Raw genomic sequence first — 4,667 nt, 5'->3', positions numbered from 1 at the left:
CGAATTCATCTGCACGCAGTGGACATCCGAACCCGAGCGGTTCAAGGTGGACCCGATCCATCTAATGCCGGGACTGAACAGTTCCCCAGTGCCAGTCATATGTTCCGCGATCTGATGCCGCTGCTGGCAAGCCAATACCGCCTGACCGCGCAGGATTCGCCCGGCTTCGACAATACCAAGGTACCACCGCGCGGGCAGTTCGATTACACGTTCGAGAACCTTTATAAAATCATCGAAGGCTTTAATGAGCCATTGGGACTCGCCAGCTACAGCTTGTACGTGTTCGATTGCTGCGCGCCCACCGGCTTTCGCCTGGCTGCTGCAACCCACATAAAGTGAGCGCCGTCATCAGCCAGAAGGGCAATGCCTATCTGGAAGGTTTCAGCGACCAATGGGGTCCGTGGCAGGCGTATTGGCGTGAGCCAACCGCAGCCAATCGCCAAGCATGTCGTGCCTCATTGTCGCCGCAGACCATTCGCGACCGGCAATACGGCACCGGTGCCCACCCGCACACGCTCTCGCCCGATGGCTACACGCTGGACATCGCGTACATTCGGCGTCATTGGCGCATTTGCAAGGGCACTGCGGACGCGGCGACAGGGCTGCGTGCGCACACAGATGTGGGACTGCATGAGCGTGCTAAGTTGCCGAAATAACTCACCCAGAGAAATACCGAGATGCTCACCGCATACCGATGGAGCGGCTTGCTGGTGCTTGCCAGCTTTTTGCCGGCGTCTGCCGTTGCAGGCACGGCCGATGGCGGTTACCGGCAGCCACCGGAGCCGCTGTTGGGCGTGTTACGCGCGCCACTCATCCATCGCCGCGGCTGGATCCCACCGGCAAGACCCTGTTGCTTGTGCAGCGCACGCAGTACCCGCCGATTGCGCGTGTGGCCGAGCCGTATCTGAAGCTGGCCGGTGTGCGCGTGGAGCCGCGCACGCATAGCCGCCACGACATGTCCAACGGCTATGGCATCCGTTCCTGCGTGCAAGGCTTCAGTCTGGTCGATGTTGCCAGTGGCAAGCAGACCGCGGTGAGCTTGCCGGCCGGCGCCTGCCCGGCATCGCCGGTGTGGTCGCCGGACGGGCGCCGCTTCGCCTTCAACAACACTGCCGCCGACCGCGTCGAGCTATGGGTGGGCGAGGTGGCCACCGGCAGCGTGCGCAAGATCGATGGTGTGCAACTGAATCCGGTGCTGGGCGGCGAGATCCAGTGGCTTGGCGGGAGCGACACCTTGCTGCTGAAGACGGTGCCGCAGGACCTGGGCGCCGCCCCGCGCAAGGCCGCAGTGCCGCCGGGCCAGGAGGTCAAGGAAACCATCCAGGGCAAGGGCGAAAGTAGCACCTATGAAGCCCGCGATACGCTCTCCAGTCCTGAAGACGAGGCCTTGTTTACCTACTACGCCACCTCACAGCTGCTCACGGTGGATGCGGCCAACGGCAGCCAGCGCAAGCTCGGTACGCCAGCCGTTTACAGCAACGTGGATGGCGCGCCCGACGGCCGCCATGTGCTGGTGCAACGGTTGAAGCGGCCGTATTCCTATGTCACCACCTATGCGCGGTTCGCCCACGATGTGGCGGTGCTGGATCTGGCCAACGGCAATGAGCGCGTGCTGGCCGACCTGCCGGTCGCCGACCGGGTGCCGGTGCGAGGCGTGTCGATCGGCCCGCGTGCGTATTCCTGGCGTGCCAACCAACCGGCCACACTGGTCTGGGCCGAGGCGCTGGATGGTGGCGATTGGAAAACCAATGTTCCCGCGCGCGACACGTTGATGACGCTAGCAGCACCGTTCACCGCCAAGCCGCGTGAACTCACGCGCGTGCAGCAGCGCTATGCCGGCCTGTCGTGGTTTGCCGAAGGCGGGCAGGCACTGCTGGACGAGTACGACGAAAACCGCCATTGGCGTCGCACCACCTTGTTGGATGCCGACCGCTCCGGCGCTGCCGGACGAGTGGTGTTCGATCTTTCCACCGACGACCTGTACGCCGATCCCGGCTTGCCGCAGACGCGTGTGCTGGCCAACGGCCAAGCCGTGCTGCGCGAAGAGCATGGTGCGTTGTTCCTGAGCGGGCAGGGCGCATCTCCTGCCGGCGATCGGCCGTTTCTGGATCGCTATGAGCTGGCCATTGGCAAGACCCAGCGGCTGTTCCGCAGCGATGCCAGTGTGGACGAACTGTTCTTCGGTTTTGCCGGCGACGATGTGTCGCGCCTGCTGACCTGGCACCAGTCGCTGACCGACCCTCCCAACGTGTATCTGCGCACGCTGGGCCAGCCATTGCCGACGACAGTTGTTAGCGAAGCGCTCCTTGCTTCCACCGCCACGCCGGTCACTCATTTTCCGGATCCAACCCCGCTGGTGCGGCAGATCGGCAAGCGCCTGGTGACCTACAAGCGCAAGGACGGCGTGGAGCTGTCGTTCACCCTGTACACCCCGCCCGGCTATAAGCAAGGCACGCGTGTGCCGGCGATCCTGTATGCCTACCCTCTCGATTATGCCGACCCCTCCAAGGCCGGCCAGGTCAGCGGCGCCAGCGAGCGCGACTTCACCCGCCTCAGCTACTATCAGGTGCTGTTGCTGGCCGGTTACGCGATCATCGACGATGCAGCCTTCCCCATTGTTGGAGACCCCAAGACCGCTTACGACACCTATCTGCAGCAGCTGGTGGACGACGCCACCGCTGCGGTGGACAAAGCAGTGGAACTGGGCGTGGTTGATCGCCAGCGCATCGGCGTCACTGGGCATAGCCACGGCGCGCTGATGACGGCCAACCTGTTGGCACAGACCGACCTGTTCCGCGCCGGCGCAGCCACCAGCGGCAGTTACAACAAGACGCTGACGCCATTTGGTTTCCAGAACGAGCGCCGTTCGTTCTGGGCTGCACCGGAGGTTTATGCGCAGGCATCCGCGTTCTTCCACGCCGACAAGATCAACGAACCGTTGTTGATCGTGCATGGCATGGACGACGCCAACCCTGGTACCGAAACGACTCAGGCACCACGGTTGTTCCAGGCGATCCGCGGCAACGGCGGCACCGCGCGGCTAGTGCTGCTGCCATTCGAACCGCATTGGTACACCGCACGCGAATCCACTGAAGACCTGGTCGCCGAGATGCTGGACTGGTTTGACCGTTACGTGAAAAACGCGCCGCCTCGCAATGAGGGCAGCAAGCAAAAACAGTAAGCGGTGTGCCAACGCAGCGTGTCATTTGAAGCTGACATTGGCATCCGCGCGGGGTTGGAGCGTTCTTTGCAGACTGATGATGTCTGGTAAAGCGTGCTCCGGCTCCACTGGATGAGTGGCTGCATTCACGGCCACATCGCTGTGCACGCATCAAGCAAACCTGCCACGCACCACATCGGCATTGCTCTGCCGATTTGGGTTGCCCAGCGTGCTATCGGAGCCAACGGTCCAGCAATGCAGGTGCGCCAGTGCGTTGACCAAGTGTGAGATGGCGAGCACCTCACACCAAAGCGAAGCTTGCCGGGCTTAGAGCGGCTAACAAAACTACTGCGCAGCCGCCAGGCGGGCGCGGCCGGTGCTCGGAATCGGCATGTACCACTCGTACACTCCGGTTCTGAGCGCGCCGTCCGCACCCACCTGACGACTGCTCGCTACGTTTTGTTAGCCGCTCTTAATCGGCCGACAGCGACCCTAAAGTAAAGCCGGAGACGGCATTCACCTTGCCACGCCAAAGCACCCCACGGTTGCTGGGCAGAGGCTGGCCACCGGGTGAGAAACAACGCGAGTCGATCAAGTGAAGGAACTGCGGTGGTGTACTGCTCTGTTGAGCATCTGCTTCGGTGTTGTAGATGCTGGCATGGCTGGCAAACGCGCGGCGAATATCTTCTTTTTCTTCGGCGTCGCCGGGGTATGCGGCAGAAAATTCCTGCGCAAATGCCTCAAAGTATTGTGTGCCGCTGACAAGCTGACCTGAAACAATGATGCCTTCCACAAAAAGCGTAATGCCGAACTGCACGTTCGAGGTGTTGACGGCAGCGACCAGCTTCTGCAGATACCAATCCAGGCTCTGCCCGTCGAACGCCAGCTTGACGTCCTCCAGGTTCGGTTGATTGTCGTGTTGATCTGTCATGTGGCTCTCCTTGGTGGAAGGTCTAACGCGTGTGTCGAAATAAGCGCAGCAAAGTACCTACTCATCGCCCCGCATGCCCAAGAAAGCAAGTGCGTCCTGTCCAATGATTGACGCGGTTGGGTCCGCCATCGTCGCCTTTGAGAGAATGCCCAGAGTCTATGACATGTATGCCTTGTTTGGCTTCTTGGCCTGCCCTGGTTGGAATCTTGATCCTAAGCGCTTATTAGTGCTGCTTCGCAAGCGGCGGTCTCAAGACTCACGTGCAACACGTGATGTGAACGTTGCGAGTTCGTCTTCCATTGCCTCACTGGGGTTTTTGCAGCCCAGGGTTTTCCGTGGACGGGTGATCATCAGTCAGGCGATGTGAGTGAGGTAGTGCTGACTGACCCCAGACAGGTCCGCTCCTTTGGGCAGCAACTGGCGAAGCAGGCCGTTGGTGTTCTCGTTGCTAGCGCGCTGTCAGGGCGCTAGCGGGTCGGCAAACCACACATGCATGTTTACCCCCTCCATCAGCTCGGCGTAGCGCGTCAGTTCGGTCCCGTGATCATAGGTCAGGCTCGTTCGCATCGAGGCAGG

1 protein-coding gene, 1 other RNA gene and 3 pseudogenes are annotated in these 4,667 nt (G+C 61.5%); 3 read left to right on the top strand and 2 right to left on the bottom strand.

The window, feature by feature from the left end:
* Positions 1–81 precede the first annotated feature (81 nt).
* The 3 genes and pseudogenes from XpopCFBP1817_RS23390 to XpopCFBP1817_RS19555 all read left to right on the top strand — a co-directional run.
* Positions 82–560, top strand: a pseudogene (locus XpopCFBP1817_RS23390) (alpha/beta fold hydrolase); the annotation flags it as partial.
* A 117-nt stretch (positions 561–677) separates the two neighbouring features.
* Positions 678–3,181 (top strand): annotated as a pseudogene (locus tag XpopCFBP1817_RS19560) (S9 family peptidase).
* A 370-nt stretch (positions 3,182–3,551) separates the two neighbouring features.
* Positions 3,552–3,628, top strand: a non-coding RNA gene (locus tag XpopCFBP1817_RS19555) — sX9 sRNA.
* A gap of 4 nt (positions 3,629–3,632) precedes the next feature.
* Here XpopCFBP1817_RS19555 and gvpU read toward each other — a convergent pair.
* Both gvpU and XpopCFBP1817_RS24175 read right to left on the bottom strand, forming a co-directional pair.
* The gene (gene gvpU / locus XpopCFBP1817_RS19550) at positions 3,633–4,091 is read right to left on the bottom strand and encodes a gas vesicle accessory protein GvpU (protein WP_128418360.1); all 459 of its coding nucleotides are present in this window, start codon (positions 4,089–4,091) and stop codon (positions 3,633–3,635) included.
* A gap of 249 nt (positions 4,092–4,340) precedes the next feature.
* Positions 4,341–4,667 (bottom strand): annotated as a pseudogene (locus tag XpopCFBP1817_RS24175) (IS30 family transposase); the annotation flags it as partial.

Origin of the sequence: Xanthomonas populi (assembly GCF_002940065.1) — a bacterium.
Lineage (GTDB): Bacteria > Pseudomonadota > Gammaproteobacteria > Xanthomonadales > Xanthomonadaceae > Xanthomonas > Xanthomonas populi.
Note: the sequence above shows the minus strand (reverse complement) of the source record. Positions and strands in the feature narration are given on the sequence as shown.

Bases quoted from the DNA above. Each gene is read 5' to 3' on its own strand.
- gvpU (WP_128418360.1), bottom strand. From the start codon at position 4,091: ATGACAGATCAACACGACAATCAACCGAACCTGGAGGACGTCAAGCTG.